The organism is Falsochrobactrum tianjinense (assembly GCF_019100495.1).
GTDB classification, from domain to species: domain Bacteria; phylum Pseudomonadota; class Alphaproteobacteria; order Rhizobiales; family Rhizobiaceae; genus Brucella; species Brucella tianjinense.
The window spans coordinates 124304-145791 of the sequence record NZ_JAHRVA010000008.1 but is presented as its reverse complement, the minus strand read 5'-3'; the positions used below and the strand labels follow the sequence as shown (position 1 = coordinate 145791).

Below are 21488 nucleotides of genomic sequence, written 5' to 3'. Positions count from 1 at the left end.
CCATAAGGTTATCAGGAGTTTCACCGATGTTCGACTTGATCGTAAGAAATGCAAATCTGCCGGACGGGCGTGAAAAGCAGGACATTCTGGTCAAGGACGGCAAGATTGCCGATATTGCTGCTGCCAGCAGCGATCATCAGGCATCCCGCGAAATCGACGCAACCGACCGGCTCGTGACCCCCCCATTTGTCGATCCGCATTTTCACATGGATTCGACCCTCTCGCTCGGTATGCCGCGCCTCAATATGTCGGGAACGCTTCTGGAAGGGATCGCGGTCTGGGGCGAGCTGAAGCCATTGCTCACCCGTGAGGCCATGGTCGAGCGCGCGCTGCGCTATTGCGATCTCGCCGTCAGTCAGGGCCTGCTTGCGATTCGCAGCCATGTGGATGTCAGTGACCCGCGCCTTCTGACCGCCGAAGCGATGATCGAAGTGCGCGAAAAGGTCAAACCCTATCTCGATCTGCAACTGGTGGCCTTTCCGCAAGACGGCTATTACCGCTCGCCCGGCGCGGTCGATCTGGTCAACCGTTCGCTGGATATGGGCCTCGATATTGTCGGCGGCATTCCGCATTTCGAGCGCACGATGGCTGATGGCGCAGCATCGCTGGAAGCGTTGTGCCGGATCGCCGCTGAACGCGGCCTGCCGGTCGATATTCATTGCGACGAGTCCGACGATCCCATGTCGCGCCATGTGGAAATGCTGGCAGCGCAGACCATTCGTTTCGGCCTGCAAGGCCGCGTGTCGGGATCACATCTTGCCTCCATGCATTCCATGGATAATTATTACGCCACCAAGCTGATTGCGCTGATCGCGGAAGCGCAGATGAACGCTATTCCCAATCCGCTCATCAACATCACGCTTCAGGGCCGCGCCGACACCTATCCCAAGCGTCGCGGCATGACGCGCGTTCCCGAACTTATGGCGGCAGGCGTGAATGTGGCTTTCGGCCATGACTGCGTGATGGATCCCTGGTATTCGATGGGTTCAGCCGACATGCTGGAAGTGGGCCATATGGCGCTTCATGTGGCGCAGATGACCACAATCGAAGGCAAGCACCAGGTTTTCGATGCATTGACCGTCAATTCGGCCAGAGCGCTGGGGCTTGAAGGTTACGGGCTTGCAAAAGGCTGCAATGCGGATTTTGTCATGCTGCAGGCGCGCGATCCTCTGGAAGCACTGCGTCTGAAGGCCAACCGTCTGGCGGTCGTCCGGCGCGGCAAGGTCATCGCCGAAACCCCGCAGCGTGTAGCGGCGCTGCATATTGAAGGTCGCCCGACGCAGGTCGATGCCGCAGACTATGCGCCGCTTGGCTGATAGGAAACCATCGGTCTCTTTCGGAGATCATTTCGTAATTCACTTGAATTCGAGACCAATTGGGCAAGAATGCAATTGTTGCCAGTGAAGCCTCGTGCTCAAATGCGAAGCCTTGTGTTCAAAAGAAGCAACCGGGCGCATGGCCATGCGTACCGACATCATAAGAGGGGTCCACATGACCGGTATAACAAGAAAATCCGCATTCACCCGCCGCGATATTCTCGCCATATCGGCGACTGTCGGCGCAACAGCTTTCGCCTCCCGCGTTTTTGCCGCTGATGAAAAGCTCAAAGTGGCGGGCCTTCACGCCTCGCCGGTGGAAAATGCATGGAACTCGCGCCTGCATGAAGCGCTCCAGCAGGCCAATGATGAAGGTGCCATTGAATATGTCTTCTCGGAAGGCATTTCGGCCAGCGACTATCCCCGCGCCATGCGCGAATATGCCGAACAGGGCATCAAGCTTATTGTTGGCGAATCCTATGCCGTCGAACGCGAAGCGCGGCAGGTGGCAGGCGACTATCCTGAAACTACTTTCATCATGGGCTCTTCAGGCAAGCCGCATGGCGAAAACTTCGGCGTATTCGGTACGTGGAATCTGGAATCCGTCTATCTTGCAGGCATGCTTGCAGGCTCGGTGAGCAAGACAGGAACTTTCGGTGCGGTCGGTGCTGTGCCAATTCCGGAAGTCAACATGCTCATCAACGCTTTCAGGCAAGGCATCAAGGAAACCCGCCCGGATGCCAAATTCATGGCATCCTTCATCGGCACCTTCTTCGATCCGCCGAAGGCGCGCGAAGCGGGTCTTGCCCAGATTGATGCGGGCGCGGATGTCCTTCTGGGCGAGCGTATCGGAACGGCAGACGCTGCCAAGGAGCGCGGCATCAAGGCTGTCGGCTCATTGCTCGACTACACGCCGCGTTATCCTGACACCGTATTCGCCAATGCGATGTGGTATTTCCGCCCGATCCTCAATGCTGCGATTGCCGATGTGAAGGCCGGACAGCCGACCGGCAAAGACTACACGCCGTTCAGCAAGATGAAGGAAGGCGGCAACGACATTGTTTATGTCAAGGGCGTCGCCACGCAAGAAGCCGAAGCCAAGATGGAGGCGCGCCGCACCGAGATCAAGGCCGGTACTTTCACCGTGGAAGCGGACATAACAGAGCCAAGCTAACCAGCGGCATGGGGCGGCGCCAATATGGCTAACCAAATGAAAGAGCAGGATGCGACTGCGCTTGCACGGGCAATTGCCACTGGCGTTCTGTCTGCTGGTGAAGCCATGGAAGCCGCCCTTGCCGCTGCTCAAAACTGGCGCTCCCTGGGCGCCATTTCATATCTCGATGCGCAACTGGGCCGCGCAAATGCGGCTCGCTCTCAGGACGCGACAAGCGCCCCTTTTGCGGGTGTCCCGTCCCTGTTCAAGGATCTGGGCGGTCCCTGTGCGGGCCTGCCGATCCGGCTTGGTTCGCGCGCCTTTGCGAATGCCTCGCAGCAACCTGATTCAGAACTTGCGTACCGGCTGCGCAAGGCAGGACTGAATTTCTTCGGGACGACGACCGTGCCGGAATTCGGCCTTGCATTGGCCAGCGAACCGGCAAGCGGTCCGATTGCCCACCACCCTTTTGATGCAGCGCTCTCGCCCGCAGGCTCCTCCGGCGGCGCGGCGGCGGCAGTAGCAAGCGGTATTGTCGCCATAGCCCATGCCACCGATGCAGGCGGATCCATCCGCGTGCCTGCTGCAACTTGCGGCCTGATCGGCCTCAAACCCAGCCGCGGCGCGATGCCCTCCGGCCCGCACTTTGGCAATTATCTGGCTGGTATCGCCAGCGAATTTGCGCTTTGCCGCTCGGTACGCGATGCGGCCAGGCTGTTTCCGCTGCTCGAAGGCCGAACCGAGGGCTTCGTTCCAGATCTGGCGATGATGTCCGGCGAACTGTCCTCATCCCTCCGCATCGGTGTGGTGAGTGGCGATCTTGCCGATTTTCCCGTTACGTCTGAGCGTATGCAGACCGTTGTCGATGCGGCGCACTTTCTCGAGACGCGGGGACATGCTGTCAGCGAAATCGCTGCGGACAGGCTCGCACCGCTGGTCGCGGCCAGCGCGTGCGCTTTCGACCGCATCATCTCGGTCAATCTCGCTTGCGCCGTCGAAGCGCTCGCTCTTGATGAAGACAAGCTCGAACCATTGACGCGCGCCGTTGCCGAGCGAGGCCGCAATTTCAATGCGACCACCCTTTACGATGCGATGAATGGCGCGGTCAGCGCCACCCATATGCTTTGGCAGATTTTCCACAATATTGACGTGCTGATAATGCCCATGCTTGCACGCGCACCCTTGCCGCTTGGTTCTTTTCCGATGGATCATGGCGATGTGGAGGCGCATTGGCACAGGATGACCGCCTTTGCGCCCTATGCGGGCCTAGGCAATATTTCCGGTTTCCCGGCGCTTTCGCTTCCCTTTGGCGAGGATATGGCGGGGTTGCCGCTGGCCATCCAGCTTATGGCTCCGATGGGCGCTGACAGGCTGCTTCTTGCTCTGGGCGAGCGGCTGGAGAAAGACCGGCGCTGGCAGCACAAATTTCCCGTAGCGGGGTTGAACCAATGAGTAGTACCGTTCTCGAACTGCAAAACATTACCAAGCGTTTTGGCGCGCTGATCGCCAATGACGATATTTCGCTCCGGCTCGAACGCGGCGAAATCCTCGCTTTTCTTGGCGAAAACGGCGCTGGAAAAACCACGCTGATGAATATTCTCTTCGGCCATTATGTGCCCGATGAAGGCCGCGTCTTCGTCAAGGACGCGGAAATTCCGCAAGGCAAGCCGCGCGCGGCAATCGATTCGGGCGTGGGCATGGTGCACCAGCACTTCACCCTTGCGCCCAATCTCACCGTGCTTGAAAACATCATCACCGGCACGGAAAGCCTGTGGAAACTGAAATCCGACCGTGCTGGCGCGCGCGCCAAAATCGAACGAATTGCCGAACGTTTCGGCCTGAAGGTCGATGCGGATGTGCGGCTTGGTGATCTTTCAGTGGGCGAGCAGCAGCGCGTCGAAATCCTGAAAGCACTTTATAACGACGCGGATATTCTGATCCTCGACGAGCCGACCGCCGTTCTCACCACGCAGGAAGCCGAAGGATTGTTCGCAACGCTGAAAGAAATGGCGCGACAGGGGCTTTCGCTCATCTTCATTTCGCACAAGCTGCATGAAGTCATGTCAGCGGCCGATCGCATCGTCGTGCTGCGTGGCGGCAAGCTGGTGGCGGAGCGAAAAGCGCACGATACCTCCAAGGAAGAACTGGCCGAACTGATGGTCGGACGCCGCGTTTCGCGCCCTGCCCGTGCTGCCGCAACGCCCGGCGAAACATTGCTCGAAGCTCGCAACATTACCCTTATCGAAGAAGGTATCGCCCGGCTGACCGAACTCAATTTTCACGTCCGTGCTGGGGAAACGCTAGGCATAATCGGCGTTTCCGGCAATGGACAGGCAGCGCTTGGCCGTCTTGTTTCGGGTCTGAGCCATCCTGCCAGCGGCTCGCTTGCCCTGTTCGGGCAGCAGGTTGCCCGGTTTGATCCACGCCATTTCGTAGCCCAGGGCATCGGGCGCATCCCGGAAGACCGCAATGCGGAAGGCACAATCGGCGATCTGACATTATGGGAAAATGCCGTGCTGGAACGCATACGCGATCCGCAATTCTCCCATGGTCTGCTGGTCAACCGAAACGCAGCCCGTGAATTTACCAACCGTATCATCAAGGGTTTCGATGTGCGCGGCGGCACGCCTGACAGCCGTATCCGCCTGCTTTCAGGCGGCAATATGCAAAAACTCATTCTGGGCCGCAATCTTGAAACCGCGCCGCGTATCCTGATCGCAGCACAGCCGACGCGCGGTCTTGATGAAGGCGCGGTCGCAGCCATTCATATGCGCATTCTCGAAGCCCGCGCCAGGGGTGCCGCCGTGCTGCTGATTTCGGAAGATCTCGATGAAATCATCGGCCTTGCCGATCGGGTGCAAGCCATCGTCAAAGGCCGTCTGTCACCCCCCATTGATGCGGAAATGGCGGATGCGCAAAGGCTGGGACTGATGATGGCCGGTGAATGGCAAGAGGCTGAGTTAAATGACGCGAAAGGGCTGAATTGATGCGCATCGAACGACGCGAAAAAAGGCCCGTGATTTTGGTGACGACAGCGCCGGTCATTGCCGTTCTGGCCGCTTTCATCCTCGCCGGATTGCTGATTGCGAGTGCTGGTGCGCCGGTTTTCGAATCCTTCCGCCAGATCGCTATCGGCGCGTTCGGCAACCGCCTCTCGATCAGTGAAACACTGACCCGCGCAACCCCTTTGATGCTGACCGGCCTTGCTGCCGCTGTCGCCTTCCGCTCGCGGCTATGGAATATCGGCGCAGAGGGACAATTATATATGGGAGCGCTTGCGGTCGCAGCGGTGGGCATGCAATTGCAACTCCCCGCGCCCTTGCTGATCCCGGTTCTGCTCATTGCCGGTGCGGTTGCGGGAATGATATTTCTTCTCATTCCGCTTGGCCTGCGCTTGCGCTTTGGCGTCGATGAAGTGGTCACGACCCTGCTCCTGAACTTCGTCGCCGTGCTGCTTGTCTCGATGATGATCGAAGGGCCGATGAAAGACCCGCTCGCCTTTGGCTGGCCACAGTCCGAACCCGTGCCCGATGCCGCCGTGCTGCCCAAGATCATGTCGGGCATGCGCCTTCATATCGGCCTGTTGATCGCCATCGCGCTGGCCGTCATCCTTGCCTATGTGCAAAAGTACACGGTCTTTGGCCTCGAAACCAAAGCCGCCGGACTCAACCCGCAAGCTGCCCGATTTGCAGGTATTCCGCTCGGACGCACCTTGGTTAAAGTCGCCTGCATTTCCGGTGGCCTGGCAGGGCTTGCCGGTGCGGTGCAGGTGATGGGCGTCAAAGGCTATGTGACTACCGATCTGTCGCCGGGCTTCGGCTATTCGGGCATCATCGTCGCCATGCTCGCCAATCTCAATCCAATCGGGGCGATATTCTCCGCGCTTTTTGCCGCCGCCATGTTTGTCGGCGCTGACGGCATGAGCCGTGCCATCGGTATTCCCTCCTTCATCGCCGATGTCACCGTGGCGCTGTCGCTTCTCACCATGCTGGTCGCGCTGTTTTTCACCCAATACAGGATCGCCCGATGAACGAGTTGATGGATATCCTGCTTTCCGCCGGCCTGTGGGTCTCGGTTCTGCGCATTGCGACACCGCTGATTTTCGGCACGCTTGGCGCGCTTTTTTGCGAACGCGCAGGCGTTCTCAACCTTGGTATTGAAGGCATCATGACCTTTGGCGCGATGATCGGCTGGCTGACCGTCTATAATGGCGCCGATCTGTGGGTGGGCGTGCTGGCCGCTGCCGCATCAGGCGCGCTGTTTGGCCTGCTCCATGCGGCGCTCACCGTCCCGCTTGGCCTTTCGCAGCATGTGGTCGGTCTGGGCATCACGCTTTTTGCGTCGAGCCTGAGCTACTTCCTGTTCCGCCTTCTCGTGCCGCTATCCTCGACGCCGCCCGCAATCGTGCCTTTCCAGCCGGTCAAACCGTCTTTTATTGCGGATATTCCCTTTATCGGGCAGGTGCTGGGAACGCAGACCGCCTTGACCTGGATCGCCATTCCGCTCGCACTTCTGCTTGGCTATGTGCTGTTTCGCACGCCGCTTGGCCTTGCCATCCGCATGACCGGCGAAAATCCCCATGCAGCGGAAGCACAGGGCATAAACCCGATCCGGGTACGCATTTTCACCATCATGTTCGGCAGCGCGCTTATGGCGGTCGGCGGGGCGTTTCTTACGCTTTCAGCCTTCAACAGCTTCTTTCCGACCATGATGCAGGGCCGCGGCTGGGTCTGTATTGCGCTGGTGGTCTTCGCCTCGTGGCGACCCGCGCGCGCGCTTTTCGGCGCATTGCTCTTTGCTCTTTTCGACGCGTTCCAGCTTCGCCTGCAAACGGTCTATGGCAAGGCCGTTCCCTACCAGATATTCCTGATGATCCCCTATATCATGTCGATTGTCGCATTGGCCGTCATGGCGCGGCGCGCGCGCGTTCCGCAGGCGCTCATGCAGCCCTATCGGCGCGGCGAACGCTAAACCCCCAAACGAAAACGGCGCCCGAAGGCGCCGTTTTTATTTCATTATGCTGCGTTTGAGCGCGCCTTGCCGAAGCGCTTGCGATCATTGGGATCGAGATAAAGCTTACGCAGACGAATTGACTTAGGCGTCACTTCCATCAGTTCGTCGTCCTGAATCCACGACAAAGCGCGTTCCAGAGTCATCCGAATTGGCGGAGTCAGCTTGACCGCTTCGTCCTTGCCGGATGCACGCATATTCGTCAGCTTCTTACCTTTAAGAACGTTCACTTCCAGATCGTTATCACGCGTATGAATACCAACGATCATACCCTGATAAACCTTCGTGCCAGCCTCGATGATCATGGGGCCGCGATCTTCCAGATTGAACATGGCATAAGCCACAGCCTCGCCCTGATCGTTGGAAATCAGCACGCCATTGTTACGGCCGCCGATTTCACCCTTATGGGGCTGGTATTCGTGGAACAGGCGATTCATGATCGCGGTTCCACGCGTATCAGTCATCAGTTCGGACTGATAACCGATCAGACCACGGGTCGGTGCATAAAACACCAAACGAACGCGACTACCACCGGATGGGCGCAGTTCAACCATTTCAGCTTTGCGTTCAGACATTTTCTGAACAACAGTGCCGGAATATTCTTCGTCAACGTCGATAACAACTTCTTCGACGGGCTCAAGCATCGTGCCGTCTTCAGCTTTCTGCAACACAACGCGCGGACGCGAGATGCTGAGCTCAAAACCTTCACGGCGCATGTTTTCGATCAGAACCGCCAACTGCAATTCACCGCGACCGGAAACATAGAACGAATCCTTGTCTTCGGATTCTTCAATCTTCAGCGCAACCGAACCTTCGGCTTCCTTGAGCAGACGGTCGCGAATAACGCGGCTGGTCACTTTATCGCCTTCCGTACCAGCCAATGGGCTGTCATTGACGATGAAAGACATGGTCACGGTTGGCGGATCAATCGGCTGTGCTTTCATCGGCACAGAGATCGAAGGGTCGCAGAATGTATCTGCAACAGTGCCTTTGGAAAGACCGGCAATAGCAACGATATCGCCTGCCATGCCTTCTTCAATAGCCGTACGCTCCAGGCCTCGGAAAGCAAGAATCTTGGAAACGCGACCGTTTTCAAGTACTTTCCCTTCCTGGTTGAGAACCTTGACAGCCTGGTTCGGCTTCAACGTACCCGAATGAATACGTCCGGTGATGATCCGACCGAGGAACGGATCTGCTTCAAGAATGGTGCCGATCATCGAGAACGGACCTTCAGCAACAGTCGGTGCCGGGACATGCTTGATGATCAGCTCAAAAAGCGGAGCCAAGCCACGATCCGAAGGACCTTCCGGATTCTCGGCCATCCAGCCATTACGGCCTGAACCATAAAGGATAGGGAAGTCGAGCTGTTCGTCATTTGCATCAAGTGCTGCGAACATATCGAAAACTTCGTTGACCACTTCTTGATGACGTGCATCTGCACGGTCGATCTTATTGATCGCCACAATTGGGCGCAAGCCGAGCTTAAGGGCCTTGCCGACGACGAATTTCGTCTGGGGCATCGGGCCTTCGGCGGAGTCGACCAGAACAACAACGCCGTCAACCATGCTGAGGATACGTTCAACTTCACCACCAAAGTCGGCGTGACCCGGCGTATCAACGATGTTGATGCGCGTATCTTTCCAGACCGCAGAAGTTGCTTTAGCCAAAATGGTGATGCCGCGCTCGCGTTCGATATCACCCGAATCCATCATGCGTTCAGCAACGCGCTGATTCTCACGGAACGAACCGCCCTGTTTCAGCAGTTCATCAACCAGTGTGGTTTTGCCATGATCGACGTGTGCGATAATAGCGATATTACGCAATTCCATATCAGGATCACTTCTGTATGAGTTGGGAGCCGCGCCAGTCTAACCGCGCGGAAAAGCAATGCGGCGCTCTTACAGGTTTTTTTGCCTTTTAGAAAGGGGCAGCGTCAAACTGCCCCTTATTTCTCCGGCAAATAGCCCATTTCAAAGCCTTTTATACCGACAATCTGACAGTTTTTTGTCAAAACAGCCTATAAGAGCGTCCCGGACAGGATAAGCAGCGCCACGCTGAAATAAATCACCAGCCCGGTGACGTCGACCAGCGTCGCCACGAAGGGCGCGGATGCACTGGCCGGGTCGAAGCCCAGTCTTTGCAGGATAAAGGGCAGCATAGACCCCGTAACCGAGCCGAATGTGACGATGCAGACCAGTGCCATGCCAACCGTGGCGGCGATCAGTATCCAATGTTCGCCGTAATCATAGATGCCCAGTACTTGCCATACGACGATGCGGATGATGCCGATCAGCCCGAGGAAACTGCCCAGCACCAGTCCTGACGGCACTTCGCGCAAGGCCACGCGCCACCAGTCGCGCAGTTTGACTTCCTGCAAGGCGAGAGCACGGATTATCAGCGATGTCGCCTGAGAACCCGAATTACCGCCTGACGACATGATGAGTGGAATGAACAAGGTCAGGACCAGCGCCTTTTCCAGCTCCACTTCAAAATGCTGCATGGCGCTTGCGGTCAGCATTTCGCCGAGAAACAGAATGCCCAGCCAGCCAGCGCGCTTCTTGATCATCTCGCCAAAGCCGATGCGCATATAGGGCTTGTCGAGCGCTTCCATACCGCCGAAACGATAGGTGTCTTCGCTCGCTTCCTCGGTCATGGCGTCGAGCACATCGTCGACGGTCACGATCCCGATGATATGACGGCTTTCATCCACCACCGGAACCGCCAGAAGGTCATGCTTGCGGAACAGCCGCGCGACATCCTCGCGGCTCGTCAGCGGCGAAATGGTGATTGGATCATCATCGCGCGTGATCGACAGGATCGGCTCGGACGGCTCGCGGATAATCAGGCGGCGCAGGCTGACGACGCCAAGCAGAACACGGGTCTGGGGGTCCAGTACATAGATCGCGTAAACGGTCTCGCGTGTACGCTCGACCTTGCGGATATGCTCAAGCGCCTGTCCAACATTCCAGTCGGACGGCACGGCGATGAACTCAATAGTCATGAGGCTACCCGCCGTATTGGGCGGATAGTCCATCAGTTTTTTCAGCGCGGCCTTGGTTTCGGGCGCCAGAATGGGAAACAGGCGTGCGCGCTCATCGTCTTCCAATTCCTGAAAAACGTCTGTGGCGCGGTCTGCGGACATATCATCCAGCAACTGACTGGCAATATTGGGCGAAAGGGTCGTGATGATTTCGGGCGCACGTTCCAGCTCCGGCTGGTCGAGCAGACGAACGGCGTCATCGTGCGAAAGCTGGCCGATAACGGCGATTGCATCATCAGCATCCAGTTCATTGACGATCTCTACTGCATCGCCGGTACGGATATCGGCGAGGCGGCTTGCAATTGCAGCCGCCGGGAGATTGGCAATATCAAGCACTTCCGGGGAGAAGTCGGTGTTGGTCATAGGCTTGCCTTTCTGTCGATCCGCCGTCAAAGGCAGACCGTGCAAACCGACCACAGGCGATCAGATCACGATTTGCCTTGACGGCTGAAACAATCGACTATGACTGTCGCTTGGCATAAGAGGATAAGACTCCGGTTGAAAATTGCAGTTGCGGCAAAAATCCGGCTGCGGAGCTGATGTGCGCTGGCTGGCTCTCAAAGTCAAGCCCTGCCCGGGGCAGGCATCGATTTTTTTGCCCCCACAGCATGAAGCGACCTCCACGCCCTTGCCCCCTTCCCGCCGAGATCCTAAGTCTGGAACAATGACATTCCACCGGAGTTCCCCCATGTCCGAAAAACCTTCCTGTAATCACGCCCTGACCGAATGGAACGGGCCATTGGGCCTGCCGGATTTCAACGCTTTCAGGGATACGGATTTCGGCCCCGCCTTCGATGCGGCGCTGGCGCAGGATCTGGCGGAGGTGGAGGCAATCGCCAATGTCCCCAGCGCGCCGACCATCGACAATACACTGAAAGGATTGCAGCTTTCGGGTCAGGCGCTCGACCGGCTATCCTCGGTTTTCTGGCTGCGTGCGGGTGCGCACACCAATGAGGCCATCCAGGCGCTGGAGCGCGAAATTGCACCGAAGCTCTCACGGCATTATTCGCGCATCATGATGGACCCGGCCCTTTTTGCGCGCATCGACGCGCTTTACGAAAACCGCGACATGCTCGATCTCGACATTGAGACGAAGCGGGTTCTGGAAAAGACGTGGAAAGGCTTCGTCCGCTCCGGCGCGAAGCTTGATAAGGCCGGAAAAACCGAGCTTGCGGGCATCAATGAAAGGCTCGCGGGGCTTGGCGCGCGCTTCGGCCAGAACGTGCTGAAGGATGAATCAAGCTGGGCGCTGTTCATCACTGACGAAGCGGAACTCGCTGGCCTGCCGGATTTCCTGCGCGATGCGATGCGCAGCGCCGCCGCTCAGCGCGGCCAGCCGGATGCCTATGCAGTCACGCTTTCGCGGTCTATCGTCGAGCCTTTCCTGGCTTTTTCGGAAAATCGCGATCTGCGCAAACGGGCGTTCAATGCATGGGCGAAACGCGGCGAAAATGGCGGCGAGACCGACAATCGCGAGATCGTGCGCGAGATGGTGGAACTGCGCGAGCGTAAAGCTCGCCTGCTTGGCTATGCCAATTTCGCCGCCTATAAACTCGACGATACCATGGCCAAGACGCCGAAGGCCGTGATGGAACTGCTGGAGCCGGTCTGGGATAAAGCCCGCGCGAAGGCTGTGGAAGAAGAGGCCGAGCTTGAACGGCTGATCGCTGCCGAAGGCGGCAATCACAAGGTCGCGCCGTGGGACTGGCGTTTTTATGCCGAAAAACTGCGCTCCGAACGCTTTTCTTTCGATGAAGCGGAACTCAAGCCCTATCTGCAACTCGAAAAGATCATCGAAGCAGCTTTCGATGTGGCCAACCGCCTGTTCGGCATCCGCTTTGAGGAGCAAAAAGGCATCACCGCCTGGCACCCGGATGTGCAGGTATTTGCGGTTCTCAATGCCGACGGCAGCACCCGCGGCCTGTTTCTGGGCGATTATTTCGCCCGCACGTCAAAACGCTCGGGCGCATGGATGAGTTCGCTGCAATCGAGCCACAAGCTTGATGGCGGACGCAAGCCGATCATCTATAATGTGATGAATTTCGCCAAGCCCGCCGCAGGCGAACCGGCGCTGCTCTCCCTTGATGATGCGCGCACGCTGTTTCACGAATTCGGCCATGCGCTGCACGGGCTCCTGTCCGATGTGACATGGCCTGCCGTAGCTGGAACTGCCGTTTCGCGCGATTTCGTGGAACTGCCCTCGCAGCTTTATGAACATTGGCTGACCGTGCCGGAAGTGCTGGAAAAATATGCCGTGCATTATCGCACAGGTGAAGCCATACCAAAGGCGCTGCTCGATAAGGTTCTGGCCGCACGCACCTTCAATGCAGGTTTCAACACGGTGGAATTCACCTCGTCAGCGCTGGTCGACATGGCCTTCCATACGGGGACGGAAAAGATCACCGATCCGCTGGCCTTCGAGACGGCGACGCTGCAAAAGCTCGCCATGCCTGATGCCATCATCATGCGCCACCGCACGCCGCATTTCACCCATGTCTTTTCGGGCGATGGTTATTCAGCCGGCTACTATTCCTATATGTGGTCGGAGGTGCTCGACGCCGATGCTTTCGCCGCCTTCGAGGAAACCGGCGATGCGTTCAACCCCGAACTGGCCGCGAAACTCAGGCAGCACATCTATGCAGCAGGCGGCAGCCGTGACCCGGAAGAGCTTTACAAGGCTTTTCGGGGCAAAATGCCAACGCCCGATGCGATGATCGAAAAGCGCGGCCTGAACTGACAATGAAAGGCCGGGAAGCCGGCCTTTCTGATTTTCGATCAATATTCGCCGAGCTTGATATCGGGCGTATAATCCACGCCGTCGACTTCCTTCACCACAGGCTGGCCGCATTGCATTACGCCCGTCGCCGCATTGAATGCATAGGTCGGCGAACCATAAAGCTGCCAGCCTTTGTTGAGCGCCGCCGTGACGCGATGGCAAAAGGCGGAATCATCCGGCCCGGTGATAAATCGATAAAGTTTCATTCTCTCATTTCCTCATGAATCAAGGCCCGCTTTTGCCAGCAGGCGTTCGGCCATTTCCAGATGCAGGCGCTCGACCATCTGGCCGTCGAGCGAAACCACGCCCTTCCCGGCATTTTCGGGGCGGGCAAAAATATCGATCACGGCGCGAGCCTGTTCCACTTCTTCGCCGGTCGGCGAAAAGGCGCGGTTGGCCGCTTCGATCTGGCCCGGATGGATCAGCGTCTTGCCGTCAAACCCCATGTCCGCTCCCTGCCCGCATTCCGCCTCGAAACCGGCATGATCGCGAAAATCATTATAAACCCCGTCAAGCACGCCCAGTCCACCCGCACGAGCGGCGAGAATAATCTGCATGAGCCATGGCACCAGATAAGGTCTGCCGGGCAAAGGCCGCACGCCGGTTTCGCGCGCTATATCGTTCGGTCCGACGACGAAACAGGCAAGTCTTGCCGCCGAACGATGGCCAAGAATGGCGATCTCATCGGCATTGAGAATGCCGCGCGCGGTCTCGATCATCGCCCATATCTGCAGGGCCGGATCGGCATCGCTACGGTCAAGCAGCCTTGCGGCATCGATGACATCCTGCGGTCGCTCCACTTTGGGCAGCAGGATCGCATCGGCACCCGATTTTGCCGCCATCGCCAGATCATCCCTGCCCCATGGTGTATCGACCGCATTAACCCGCACGATTCGCTCAAAGGCCACTTGAGGGTTTTGAGCAATATGTGCCGTCAGCGCCCCGCGTGCGGCAATTTTAGCCTCGGGCGCAACGGAATCCTCCAGATCGTAAATGACGCCATCCGCCGAAAGCGCGAGTGATTTTTCCAATGCACGCTTGTTGGCGGCTGGCACGAACAGAAGGGAACGGCGGGGGCGAACAGATGTTTTCATGGAAGATTTGTGCACCGAATAACAACATGGCGCAAGCAGGCAGGCACTGCCATTACGCGTTTCTCAAGGTTGCGACCTATTCGGCATCCGGCCCCTCAAACATTGACTCTGCGCCATGCTGATGTAAACCAGTCCTGAATTGGAAATATGAAACTGACAGGCTGCGCATATGGATAAGTTCACCAAGCTCACGGGCGTTGCCGCCCCCCTGCCGATCGTCAACGTCGATACGGACATGATCATCCCGAAAGATTATCTCAAGACGATCAAGCGCACGGGTCTGAGCACGGGTCTTTTTGCTGAAATGCGTTTCAACGAAGACGGTACCGAGAACCCGGATTTCGTATTGAACAAACCCGGCTATCGCAATGCGCAGATTCTGGTTGCCGGCGACAATTTCGGCTGCGGCTCCTCGCGCGAACATGCGCCATGGGCTTTGCTTGATTTCGGCATTCGTTGCGTGATCTCCACCTCTTTTGCTGATATCTTCTACAATAATTGCTTCAAGAACGGCATTCTGCCGATCAAGGTCAGCCCTGAAAACCTCGAAAAACTGATGGATGACGCATCGCGCGGCGCAAATGCGACGCTGACGATTGATCTGGAAGCCATGGAAATTCACGGCCCCGATGGCGGCACGATCTCTTTCGACGTCGATGAATTCAAACGTCATTGCCTGCTCAATGGCCTGGATGATATCGGCTTAACTATGGAAAAGGCTAAGAGCATCGATACATTCGAAGCAAAGAACGTTCAAGAGCGTCCCTGGGCATAATGGCTTGTCTCCTTACAAACCCATTGCCTCAAAATCCGGTGGCCTGAACCATTGAAAAGGACCCGGTTGGCTGAAATGGCCCATGAAGATCAAAGCCGCGACTGGGGGGACCGCCTCTCGCCGTCGCTGGATGCAATCGAATCCATTGCGATAGAAGCGCTTGCGCATCTGCCGCAGGAGTTTCGTGTGCTATGCGGCGATATCGTCATCCAGATTTCGGATTTTCCCGAAGAACAGATCATCGAGGATATGGGGCTGGAAACGCCCTTCGATCTTCTCGGCCTGTTTGAAGGTCACGGCATAGGCGAGCGTTTCAGCCTGCAAACGGGCGACGGACCCAACAGGATTACTCTTTACCGCCGCGCAATCCTCGATTACTGGGCCGAACATGAAGAAACGTTGGGCGACATCATTACCCATGTCCTCATTCATGAGATCGGCCATCATTTCGGGCTGTCGGATGACGATATGGAGAATATCGAAGCACAGGCAGGCTGAGTGGTCGCTTCGACAAGCAGAACCGGAAGGGCCACAAAGCCAAGCTTTTGTCTTGGTGCCAAATTTTGGCGACCGTCAACCGCTTCCTGATTTCTTCCGGGAACGGGCAACAGCTTTTGTTGATGTATTCAGCGTCACGGCGGCCCGGATCAGCGTTTTCAAAGCTTCTTCATCAATCCTGTCTCCTTCATAAACATCGATGGCGCGCCTAGTGTTGCCTTCGAGGCTGGAATTAAACAGATTTGACGGATCCTGCAATGAGGCGCCTTTGGCAAAGGTCATCTTGACGACATTCTTATAAGTCTCGCCAGTACAGATGATCCCCGCATGCGACCAGACCGGTACACCTCTCCATTTCCATTCCTCGATCACATCGGGATCGGCTTGCTGGATGAGATTTCGAATGCGCGCCAGTGTTTCACCCCGCCAGTCGCCCAGTTCCCGAATTCTTGCGTCGATCAGATGAGAGGGAGAGACCTCTGCGTTTCCTTGCTGCGCGTCGGATTTACCTGTTTCCATCATCGTCATCGCTTCCTTTCTGGTTGTCATCGCCCCCAATAGACCTCGCATTGCGGAGCTACATGCGTTCGCCCGGCAATTGGCTGGCTTGCTTCACCCAATCGGTAAACTGGGCCTCGTCGAACTGGTCATCCTCGTAAATATGATAATAGCGTACTTCCTTGTGTTTCGACTCGACCGGCGGAACGGGCCGTAGCGATGCACCACGAAAGAAAGCAACCTTGATATACTTCGTGAAACAATGGACGCTGAGAAACCAGCCCTGCCCTTCCAACCCATATAGCGGCGAATTCCATTTGACCGCCTTATGCACATCAGGGACCGCACTCGTAATGAGTGCGTCGAGACGGTGCCCAATATCGCTCTTCCATCCCGGCATGGCTGCGATATAAGCCTGCACCGGAGCATCACCATAGGCTTTCGCGATTTGAGGATTTCCGCCTGCCAGAAGTGTTGGCTTGGCGGACTTCCCCGCATTTTCCGGCATTTTGCTGGCCATTGTTCTCACCTTGCTAGAGATCCGCTGTATTTCCACCAGAATGACAGCACCTCTCCATGGTCGCAACCAAGCAGCCAATAAAAAACCCCGCTCACGCGGGGTTTTTTCTTCAACCTTTGAACCTGATCACGCGGCCAGAGCTTTCGGCTTGATCAGGCCGCGCGCAACCAGAAGCTCCGCGATCTGGATTGTGTTGAGCGCGGCACCCTTGCGCAGATTGTCAGAGACCACCCACAGAGCAAGTCCATTCTCGACCGTGATATCCTCGCGGATACGGCTGATGTAGGTCGCATCTTCCCCAGCAGATTCATAAGGCGTGATGTAGCCTCCATCTTCATGCTTATCGATAACGAGGCAACCGGGCGCTTCGCGCAGAATCTCGCGGGCTTCTTCCGCCGAAATCGGCTTTTCGAACTCGATATTCACCGCCTCGGAATGGCCGATAAAGACTGGCACGCGCACAGCAGTCGCCGTCAGCTTGATCTTCGGATCGAGCATCTTCTTGGTTTCGGCCATCATCTTCCATTCTTCCTTGGTGTAGCCGTCTTCCATAAATGTATCGATATGCGGAATAACGTTGAAAGCGATGCGTTTCGTGAACTTCTTTGTGGAGATCGGATCGGCGACAAAAACGGCGCGCGACTGCTCGAACAACTCGTCCATGCCTTCTTTGCCCGCACCCGAAACCGACTGGTAGGTGGAGACGACAACGCGCTTGATTGTGGCTGCGTCATGCAGCGGCTTGAGCGCTACGACGAGCTGCGCAGTCGAGCAGTTTGGATTGGCAATGATGTTCTTCTTGCGAAAGCCTGCGATCGCATCCGCATTCACTTCCGGTACGATCAGCGGCACTTCGGCGTCATAGCGCCAGGCCGAGGAATTATCAATAACGACACAGCCTTGCGCGCCGATCTTCGGCGACCATTCCTGCGAGATCGAGCCGCCAGCGGACATGAGGCAAATATCGGTGTCGGAGAAATCGTAATTATCGAGCGCTTTCACTTTCAGCGTCTTGTCGCCATAGGATACTTCCGTACCCTGACTGCGGCGCGAGGCAAGCGCGACAACCTCATCGGCGGGAAAGCCGCGCTCTTCAAGAATATTGAGCATTTCGCGCCCGACATTTCCGGTGGCGCCGACAATTGCTACCTTAAATCCCATCTGTCTTCTCCTGTCCTCTCCGCTTCCATAAAAACCCGCCAACCAGCGGGCCTTTTCCCAGGGCCAGACCCGGGGAGAGAGGGCGAGCAGGCCAAGGGATCAGACCGTTTTCGTGGTCGTTTTAATGCAAGTGGCCGTGGTCGTTTTGGAAACGGACGCCATAGGACAACGAATGGCGGCACGGCCATTCATTCCATACAGGCTATGTGATGCGCTGGAAGCGTTCACGGAGTGTCTCCTTTTCCGTGTGCGCTTTTAAGCTCTTTAGAAAAAGAGTCAATGATTTCTCGGTGACTTTACGCACCGGGCGCAAATAAACGACCCGCGCGGCTCCGGAAAACCACGCGGATCAGCCGTCTAAAAGCTCGTTGATCAGTACAGCAGACGGGCCCGGATTGTTCCGGGTATCTCGCGCAGGGCCTGAAACACATCATCGCTGAAATCGTCCATCCCATCAGCCTCAATCACGACATAGCCGACCTCGCCATCGGTTTGCAGAAACTGGCTGACGATGTTGATGCCGTGCGAGGAGAAAATATTGACCAGGCTGTTGAGAATGCCGGGGCGGTTTTCATGCACATGCATGAAGCGCGTACCGCTTGGACGGGGCGGCAATTGAACCTGCGGAAAATTGACCGCGCCGAGCGTGGAGCCGACATCGGAATATTCCACCAGCTTGCGGGCGACTTCCGTGCCGATCCGCTCCTGCGCCTCTTCGGTCGAGCCGCCGATATGTGGGGTGAGAATGACATTCTCAAGCCCCTGCAAGGGCGATGTGAACGGATCCTTGTTGGAGGCGGGTTCAGTCGGGAATACGTCGATCGCCGCACCGGCCAGATGGCCTTCGTCAAGTATGCGTGCCAGCGCTTCGAGGTCCACCACCGAGCCGCGCGCATTGTTGATGAGAAAGGCTCCCTTCTTCATCTTGCGCAGCCGGGCTTCCGTAATCATCTTGGCAGTCGATTTGTTGGAAGGCACATGCAGGCTGACGACATCGGAAATGGCGAGCAGCTCATCAAGCGTGTCGGTCGGAATGACATTGCCATATTGCAGCTTGTCAGTCGTATCGTAATAACGCACGTTCATGCCAAGGCTTTCGGCGAGATTACCCACCTGCGAGCCGATATTGCCATAGCCGACGATACCCAGCGTCTTGCCGCGCACCTCGCGGCTGCCGATGGCCGATTTCTCCCAGCCGCCTGCATGGGCCTTGACGGAGCGCGAGAAGATGCGCCGCATCAGCATGATGATCTCGCCGATCACCAGTTCCGCCACCGAACGCGTATTGGAGAAGGGCGCATTGAAAACCGGGATGCCGCGCTTGCGCGCTGCTTTCAGATCGACCTGATTGGTCCCCACCGAATAGCAGCCGACTGCGATGAGCCGCTGCGCCGCTTCAAATACCTCGTCCGTCAGTTGCGTGCGCGAACGGATGCCGATGATGTGCGCCGAGGCGATGGCTTCGATCAGCTCTGCCTTGTCGAGCGCTTTGGGTATGTGAACAACATTCGTGTAGCCCGACGATTTGAAATAATCGACAGCCGACTGATTGATGCCTTCGAGAAGAAGAACGTTGATGCGCTCGCGCGCGAATGAAAGACGTGCGGTCATGAGGGGGCTTTCAGGGTGAGTCTCAATATTCACATAGCGACATAAATCAATCAGTCCATGTCGTCACTGCGATATCATGTCGTCACTGCGATATTTTGGCTCCCGGCTTATGAAGGGAGCGCGGCCATCACATTCACGACATTTAAAGAATTTCCGGCAAGAGTAGACGCTCCAGATCATTACAGGTGCAATTTGGCTTCCGGTGTCGACGCTGCGATCAATTTCGCTGATTCATTCTCTCATATGAGAATTATCAATGGCATGGGCATCAGTCTGTGCCTGTCACGCCTGCTTATCTTTGCTTCCAAATTCGTACAGCATCCCAACAGGCATAAGATTTCCTATATGCATATCGGTTGGGTTCTGGTCGTCTTTCTATGGATAATCCAGTTCTGGTGGGATTATCTCCTGGAGAGCGAAACCAAGCAGTATGATGTATATACGTATATACTCGATCTACTTTACGTATTCGGCCTGTTTTTCGTCTGCGTCACGCTGACGCCGGATGAAGTTAAAGAGTATGGCGATTATGAGAAGTATTTTCTCTCAAGAAAAGCCTGGCTCTTTTCACTCTTCATGTTCCTCAATCTGGTCGAATATCTGAGCCAGTTACGAGTCCATCTGCCTGCCCGGGATTATACATCTGTCAGGGCCGACACACTTCTATTCTCGGTAGAAACAATAGGAATAATATTCGCGATACGCATAAAGCAGCGAGAGTTTCAGTTCTTCCTGATTTTCCTGCTCATTTTTGGCGTCTTGGCGGATTTCATGCTTCAGTAGAGCTGTTCTTTTACGCATTTTCCTACGCAAAACCGTTTCACACTTTTGCTGGAAATGCTCTGGAGCGCCGATTTGATACGATCAGATCGGCGCTCCACGATAGCATGAGAAATCAGGCAGATAATGCCCTGAACTTTTCAAGGATCCCATCGCCCATTTCGGAGGTGCTGATACGGGTTGTGCCTTCCGACCATATGTCCCCCGTACGCAGACCATCGTCGAGCACAGCGGCAATTGCCGCATCGAGGCGGTCGGCTTCATCGATCAAATTGAACGAATAGCGCAGGCACATGCCCAGCGAAGCGATCATGGCGATTGGATTGGCAATGCCCTTGCCAGCGATATCGGGGGCCGAACCATGCACCGGCTCGTAAAGCGCCTTACGCTTGCCGGTCTTCGCATCGGCCGCGCCCAGCGATGCGGATGGCAGCATGCCCAGTGAGCCGGTCAGCATAGCGGCAACGTCTGAAAGCATGTCGCCAAACAGATTGTCGGTGACGATCACATCGAACTGCTTGGGCCAGCGAACAAGCTGCATGCCGCCGGCATCGGCCAGCATATGCGTCAGTTCCACATCGGCGTGCTTTTCCTTGTGGCGGGCAGTGACGACCTGATTCCACAACACGCCCGATTTCATCACATTACGCTTTTCCATCGACGTGACCTTGTTGCGGCGGGTGCGCGCAAGCTCGAAGGCCACATCGGCGATACGCTCGATTTCATAGGTGTCATAGACCTGCGTATCAATGCCGCGCTTCTGGCCGTTGCCCAGATCAATGATTTCCTTCGGCTCGCCGAAATAGACGCCGCCGGTCAATTCGCGCAGGATCAGGATGTCGAGACCTTCGATCACTTCAGGCTTGAGCGAGGAAGAATGCGCCAGCGCCGGATAGCAGATAGCCGGACGCAAATTGGCATAAAGCTCCATCTCCTTACGTAAGCGCAGAAGTCCGGCTTCGGGGCGCACTTCATAAGGCACCTCATCCCATTTGGGGCCGCCCACCGCGCCAAACAGCACGGCATCGGCTGCCAGCGCCTTTTGCATATCGGCATCGGAAATGGCTTGCCCACACGCATCATATGCCGATCCGCCAACCAGTCCCTCGTCAGTCTCAAAACCGAGATTGAGGCCTGAGTTGAGGAAAGCGATAATTTTGCGGACCTCAGCCATTGCTTCGGGACCGATGCCATCGCCGGGCAGGAGAAGGAGTTTTCTGGATGCCATAATGCCAAGCCTCTATTATTTCGTACGC

The 21488-nt window shown here is 56.6% G+C and carries 19 protein-coding genes; 10 read left to right on the top strand and 9 right to left on the bottom strand.

What is annotated here, in order from left to right; genetic code table 11:
- Positions 1-26: 26 nt before the first annotated feature.
- The 6 genes from KUG47_RS16070 to KUG47_RS16045 all read left to right on the top strand — a co-directional run bounded on the left by KUG47_RS16070 (position 27) and on the right by KUG47_RS16045 (position 7440).
- Complete coding sequence (locus tag KUG47_RS16070; protein WP_217678987.1) at positions 27-1316, top strand: amidohydrolase family protein; 1290 nt, start codon at positions 27-29, stop codon at positions 1314-1316.
- A gap of 184 nt (positions 1317-1500) precedes the next feature.
- A complete protein-coding gene (locus tag KUG47_RS16065) occupies positions 1501-2490 on the top strand; it encodes a BMP family protein (protein ID WP_422718102.1) in 990 nt (329 codons plus the stop codon).
- Positions 2491-2514: 24 nt separating this feature from the next.
- A complete protein-coding gene (locus tag KUG47_RS16060) occupies positions 2515-3921 on the top strand; it encodes an amidase (RefSeq protein WP_217678985.1) in 1407 nt (468 codons plus the stop codon).
- Positions 3918-5456 carry an ABC transporter ATP-binding protein gene (locus KUG47_RS16055; RefSeq protein ID WP_217678984.1) on the top strand — a complete coding sequence of 513 codons (1539 nt, stop codon included), beginning with the start codon at positions 3918-3920 and terminating at the stop codon, positions 5454-5456. The genes KUG47_RS16060 and KUG47_RS16055 overlap by 4 nt, the downstream gene beginning before the upstream one ends.
- Positions 5456-6499: an ABC transporter permease gene (locus tag KUG47_RS16050; RefSeq protein ID WP_217678983.1), complete on the top strand. Its 1044-nt coding sequence runs from the start codon at positions 5456-5458 to the stop codon at positions 6497-6499. Before KUG47_RS16055 ends, KUG47_RS16050 begins: the two co-directional genes overlap by 1 nt.
- Entirely contained in the window at positions 6496-7440 is a 945-nt protein-coding gene (locus tag KUG47_RS16045) for an ABC transporter permease (protein ID WP_217678982.1), read from the top strand. Before KUG47_RS16050 ends, KUG47_RS16045 begins: the two co-directional genes overlap by 4 nt.
- A 44-nt stretch (positions 7441-7484) precedes the next feature.
- Here the strand turns inward: KUG47_RS16045 and typA are convergent, their stop codons facing one another.
- Both typA and mgtE read right to left on the bottom strand, forming a co-directional pair.
- Positions 7485-9308, bottom strand: coding sequence for a translational GTPase TypA (typA, locus tag KUG47_RS16040; protein ID WP_217678981.1), 1824 nt, complete (start codon positions 9306-9308; stop codon positions 7485-7487).
- Between the two features lie 188 nt (positions 9309-9496).
- Positions 9497-10882: a magnesium transporter gene (mgtE, locus tag KUG47_RS16035; RefSeq protein WP_217678980.1), complete on the bottom strand. Its 1386-nt coding sequence runs from the start codon at positions 10880-10882 to the stop codon at positions 9497-9499.
- A gap of 325 nt (positions 10883-11207) precedes the next feature.
- Between mgtE and KUG47_RS16030 the strand changes: the two genes are divergently transcribed.
- Positions 11208-13256 (top strand): M3 family metallopeptidase, encoded by a 2049-nt coding sequence (locus KUG47_RS16030; protein WP_217678979.1) that lies wholly within the window; start codon positions 11208-11210, stop codon positions 13254-13256.
- A gap of 38 nt (positions 13257-13294) precedes the next feature.
- On the opposite strand, the gene KUG47_RS16025 is transcribed toward KUG47_RS16030, so the two are convergent.
- Together KUG47_RS16025 and KUG47_RS16020 are read right to left on the bottom strand one after the other, a co-directional pair.
- The gene (locus KUG47_RS16025; RefSeq protein WP_078336905.1) at positions 13295-13501 is read right to left on the bottom strand and encodes a DUF1737 domain-containing protein; all 207 of its coding nucleotides are present in this window, start codon (positions 13499-13501) and stop codon (positions 13295-13297) included.
- 12 nt (positions 13502-13513) lie between these two features.
- Positions 13514-14389 (bottom strand): HpcH/HpaI aldolase/citrate lyase family protein, encoded by an 876-nt coding sequence (locus KUG47_RS16020; RefSeq protein WP_217678978.1) that lies wholly within the window; start codon positions 14387-14389, stop codon positions 13514-13516.
- A 169-nt stretch (positions 14390-14558) separates the two neighbouring features.
- Between KUG47_RS16020 and leuD the strand changes: the two genes are divergently transcribed.
- Together leuD and KUG47_RS16010 are read left to right on the top strand one after the other, a co-directional pair.
- Positions 14559-15164 carry a 3-isopropylmalate dehydratase small subunit gene (gene leuD / locus KUG47_RS16015; protein ID WP_217678977.1) on the top strand — a complete coding sequence of 202 codons (606 nt, stop codon included), beginning with the start codon at positions 14559-14561 and terminating at the stop codon, positions 15162-15164.
- 75 nt (positions 15165-15239) lie between these two features.
- The gene (locus tag KUG47_RS16010) at positions 15240-15662 is read left to right on the top strand and encodes a metallopeptidase family protein (protein WP_217678976.1); all 423 of its coding nucleotides are present in this window, start codon (positions 15240-15242) and stop codon (positions 15660-15662) included.
- Between the two features lie 75 nt (positions 15663-15737).
- On the opposite strand, the gene KUG47_RS16005 is transcribed toward KUG47_RS16010, so the two are convergent.
- The 4 genes from KUG47_RS16005 to serA all read right to left on the bottom strand — a co-directional run bounded on the left by KUG47_RS16005 (position 15738) and on the right by serA (position 19452).
- Positions 15738-16190, bottom strand: coding sequence for a DUF1801 domain-containing protein (locus tag KUG47_RS16005; RefSeq protein WP_217678975.1), 453 nt, complete (start codon positions 16188-16190; stop codon positions 15738-15740).
- A 49-nt stretch (positions 16191-16239) separates the two neighbouring features.
- Positions 16240-16680: a DUF1801 domain-containing protein gene (locus tag KUG47_RS16000; RefSeq protein ID WP_217678974.1), complete on the bottom strand. Its 441-nt coding sequence runs from the start codon at positions 16678-16680 to the stop codon at positions 16240-16242.
- A gap of 126 nt (positions 16681-16806) precedes the next feature.
- The gene (locus KUG47_RS15995) at positions 16807-17841 is read right to left on the bottom strand and encodes an aspartate-semialdehyde dehydrogenase (RefSeq protein WP_217678973.1); all 1035 of its coding nucleotides are present in this window, start codon (positions 17839-17841) and stop codon (positions 16807-16809) included.
- A 372-nt stretch (positions 17842-18213) separates the two neighbouring features.
- Positions 18214-19452 (bottom strand): phosphoglycerate dehydrogenase, encoded by a 1239-nt coding sequence (gene serA / locus KUG47_RS15990; protein ID WP_217678972.1) that lies wholly within the window; start codon positions 19450-19452, stop codon positions 18214-18216.
- A gap of 192 nt (positions 19453-19644) precedes the next feature.
- Here serA and KUG47_RS15985 point away from each other — a divergent pair, with 192 nt between their 5' ends.
- The gene (locus KUG47_RS15985; protein ID WP_217678971.1) at positions 19645-20235 is read left to right on the top strand and encodes a hypothetical protein; all 591 of its coding nucleotides are present in this window, start codon (positions 19645-19647) and stop codon (positions 20233-20235) included.
- A 112-nt stretch (positions 20236-20347) separates the two neighbouring features.
- Here KUG47_RS15985 and leuB read toward each other — a convergent pair whose 3' ends face one another.
- Positions 20348-21460, bottom strand: a complete 1113-nt coding sequence (leuB, locus tag KUG47_RS15980) for a 3-isopropylmalate dehydrogenase (protein WP_217678970.1) — start codon at positions 21458-21460, stop codon at positions 20348-20350.
- Between the last annotated feature and the right edge of the window lie 28 nt (positions 21461-21488).